The sequence below is a fragment of the Mesorhizobium sp. M4A.F.Ca.ET.090.04.2.1 genome (assembly GCF_003999085.1).
Taxonomy (GTDB): domain Bacteria; phylum Pseudomonadota; class Alphaproteobacteria; order Rhizobiales; family Rhizobiaceae; genus Mesorhizobium.
Window position 1 is genome coordinate 1 of record NZ_RZOT01000609.1, and the last position, 3,397, is coordinate 3,397.

The window sequence follows — 3,397 nt, forward strand, 5'->3', positions numbered from 1 at the left end:
CCTGAAGAGCGGGATTGACATCACGCGGCTGTGATGTCGCGCGCAAGCACCGCGCGCCGGGCGAGCTTTCACCGCTCGCCCGGAGTTGCTAGGATCGGCCGACTCTCCCACACCAACACAGTGAGGAATTCCCATGGCTGCTCCCAGCGTAGCATTGGTCTGGTATCTGGTGATCGCCGGCCCGCAGGGCGGCATGGTGGTCCTGCCCAGCACCTTCGACACCCGCGAACAATGCACCAACGCCATCACCGAATACCAGAAGCAGCCGACACCCCAGGGCTGGGCGGTGCAGTGCGTGCCGAGCGCCTCGCCCTTCACCGACGAAGGGGATGCCGAAGAGCCCTCGGCGCAGTAGCTTCAGCGTTTCACGCTGACTGTCAGCTCAGGCTTGGTGCTGATGGTCTGGAACACCACGCAATAGCGTTCGGTGAGCTTGAGCAGCGAATCGATGCGTTCCTGCGGCTCGTCGGTGTCGAGGTCGAAACTGAGCCGGATGGCGCGGAAGCCGACCGGCGCCTCCCTGGCAACGCCCAGCGTGCCGCGAAAATCGAGATCGCCCTCCGCCTGCACCGTGGCAGCGCCGAGCTTGAACTCCAGAGCCGTCGCCACCGCCTTCAGCGTCACGCCGGCGCAGGCCACCAGCGCCTCGAGCAGCATGTCGCCCGGCCAGGACTCGAGCCCGGTCCCGCCGGTCGCGGGGTGCAGCCCGGCGATGGCCAGCGCCCTGCCCGTCTCCACCTTGCAAGCGATCGACTGGTCGTCGATCGAGCCCCTGGCGCGAAGCGTGATCAGAGCGCTCGAGGCGTCCTCGCGATAGGCTTCCTTCAGAGGCGCCTGCATGGCCTTGAGTGCGGTGGCGTCCATTTGCGCTCCTTTCGATACTTTGGTGGTTGATAGCACATTATTCCGGCTTGGGTTCCTCACCCCCCTGAAATGGGGGGAGGTGGCTCGGCGAAGCCGAGACGGAAAGGGGAGCGCCCTACGAAGCCCCCTCTCCGTCCGCTTCGCGGCCACCTCTCCGCCGCCCTTGGCGAGGGCGAGGAACCCAAGTCTTGAGACGCCCCTTTGACTTCGACCCTCTCGACCATACCTATGCGGAAGTCGTTCCCGCGGAGGCATCATGCGGTTCAAGCTGAAACTCGTCCCCCTGCTGGCTCTTGCCGCCTTCGCCCAGCCGGTCCTTGCCGGGACCACCGAGCCGCCGGCGCCAGCGGGCGGCGTGCTGTCGCTCTTGCCGCAGCCGCAGACGACGAACCATTCGATCACCATCGCCGGACGCAAGCTCGACTATCAGGCCAAGGCCGGCACGCTGTCGCTGCTTTCCGGCAGGGGCGATGTCACGGCCGAGATTTTCTACGTCGCCTATACGCTGCCGCCGCCAGCGAATGCGGCGAAGGAACCCCACCGCCCGATCACCTTCGTCTTCAATGGCGGCCCCGGCGCGGCCTCCGCCTATCTGCATCTCGGCGCGCTCGGCCCGCGCATCATCGCCACCGGAGCCGACGGGGAATTCCTGCCCTCGCCGCAAAAACTGATCGACAATCCGGACAGCTGGCTCGACATGAGCGACCTCGTCTTCGTCGATCCAGTCGGCACCGGTTACAGCCGCGAGGCGCCCGGCCAGGACACGCACGATTTCTGGGGCGTCAATCAGGATGCCAGTTCGATCGGCGCCTTCATCCGGCTCTATCTGGCGCAGAACGGCCGCACTGCTTCGCCGCTCTTCCTCGCCGGCGAAAGCTATGGCGGCTTCCGCGCGGCTCTGCTGGCGAGGACGCTGCAGGAAGATGTCGGCATCAGCCCCAGCGGCATCGTGCTGATCTCGCCGGCGCTGGAATTCATGCTGGTGCAGCCAGACGAATTCGAGCCGCTGCACTGGGCGCTGGAACTGCCATCGCTGGCGGCGGTGCGCCTGCGCAGCGAAGGCGTCAGCGGCGATGCGTTGCGGGAAAAGCTCGCCGAGGTCGAACATTATGCCATGGGCGACTACCTGACCGCCTTGGCCGGCGGGCTGGAGCAAGGCGGACGGCTGGCGAGCCAGCGCGTGTCCGACATCACCGGCCTGCCGCTCGACCTCGTCCAGCGGAATTTCGCCCGCATCCCGACATCGCTGTTCGCAAGGGAATTCGCCCGCGCCAAAGGCAAGGTGCTGAGCCCCTATGACGCTACAATCGGCACCGCCGACATCGCGCCCGAGAGCGCCCGCATCGCCGGTCCCGATCCGGTGCTCGACCGCAGCGTGCCGGCGCTCACCTCGGCCTTTGTCGGCTATATCAGCGACGAGCTCAATTTCCACACCGATATCAGCTACCGCCTGCTCAACGGCGACGTCACCCACAATTGGGACTACGGCACCTCGCGGCAAGGTTATGCCGGCGTGATGGACGATCTGCAGCGGGCCCGTTCGCTGAACCCAGCCCTCGGCGTCGTCATCGTCAACGGCTACACCGACCTCGTCACGCCCTATCTCGCCTCACGCTACCTGGTGAACCAGGTCCCACCGCTCGCCGATGCCAGGCCCATCCGCGTCGATGTCGTGGAGGGCGGGCACATGATGTATTTCAGGCCGGACGGCAGGCGCGCGCTGAAGGAGGCGGCGGCGGAGCTCTACCAGGCAACGCAATAGGGTCGTGTCCTGATCGGCGGAGCGAGGCATCATCGCGACAGGCCGGTTTAGCGGCGGAGCGTGCCCTTCGGGGCGGTCGTGAGGTCACGAACTGGTGCCAGCAGCTGGCGGACGGCGCCCGGAGAGGGCTTCGACCGCGTCTTCGATGCCGACAACCTGCCGCTCGACGTCCTCCAGATACAGTCGCCCGGCCGCAATCCGGCCGTCGACGATCTCGAACAGCGTGACCCCGCGCATCTCGAAGGGCTGCCCGTCGCGGCGAGTGCCGGACCAATGCCATTCCGTCCAGGTCGTGTCACCGTCCTGGACCGAGCGCGTGACCGTCGCGTGGAAGTCAGGGATGCCCGCGAACATGGCCTCCCAGTTGGCGCGCATCTGGTCGCGCCCGACAAAGGCTCTGCCCGGATGGGCCGGCTGTACGCTGCGGTAGTTCTCGTGGATGAGTGCGGTGACAGCGTCGAGCTGGTGCGCGTTCATCGCCCTCACCAGTCGATCGATCACATCAGTCATCGGAATTCCCGGACTTATGCAGCGCACGCATTGGCGCACCCTCTCCTTAGTCCGCTGCCCGAGCGAGCCACGCCGATCAATCCGCAAGCCTCAAAATTACCTGATTGGGCTGTGGCCGTCCAGCATTGCAAGGCGCCGGACATGGGCTTGCTCGGCCCCGTCAGGTGGCTTTTGTCCATGCGAGCTGCAGGCCGTCAGCCTGTGCCCCAACGCAAGGCCGGAGCTGGCGTAGCGCCGCGCTGGCCATCGCCCGTATAGGCT

Annotated in this window: 4 protein-coding genes; 2 read left to right on the forward strand and 2 right to left on the reverse strand. The window is 66.2% G+C overall.

Going from position 1 to position 3,397, the window contains the following annotated elements; translation table 11 throughout:
- Positions 1-133: 133 nt before the first annotated feature.
- Positions 134-355 carry a hypothetical protein gene (locus EN781_RS29050; protein ID WP_126055664.1) on the forward strand — a complete coding sequence of 74 codons (222 nt, stop codon included), beginning with the start codon at positions 134-136 and terminating at the stop codon, positions 353-355.
- A gap of 2 nt (positions 356-357) precedes the next feature.
- Here the strand turns inward: EN781_RS29050 and EN781_RS29055 are convergent, their stop codons facing one another.
- Entirely contained in the window at positions 358-864 is a 507-nt protein-coding gene (locus tag EN781_RS29055) for an OsmC family protein (protein WP_127400574.1), read from the reverse strand.
- Between the two features lie 256 nt (positions 865-1,120).
- Between EN781_RS29055 and EN781_RS29060 the strand changes: the two genes are divergently transcribed.
- Positions 1,121-2,626, forward strand: a complete 1,506-nt coding sequence (locus EN781_RS29060; protein WP_126055666.1) for a peptidase S10 — start codon at positions 1,121-1,123, stop codon at positions 2,624-2,626.
- A gap of 84 nt (positions 2,627-2,710) precedes the next feature.
- Here the strand turns inward: EN781_RS29060 and EN781_RS29065 are convergent, their stop codons facing one another.
- The gene (locus EN781_RS29065) at positions 2,711-3,136 is read right to left on the reverse strand and encodes a nuclear transport factor 2 family protein (RefSeq protein WP_126055667.1); all 426 of its coding nucleotides are present in this window, start codon (positions 3,134-3,136) and stop codon (positions 2,711-2,713) included.
- Positions 3,137-3,397 lie beyond the last annotated feature (261 nt).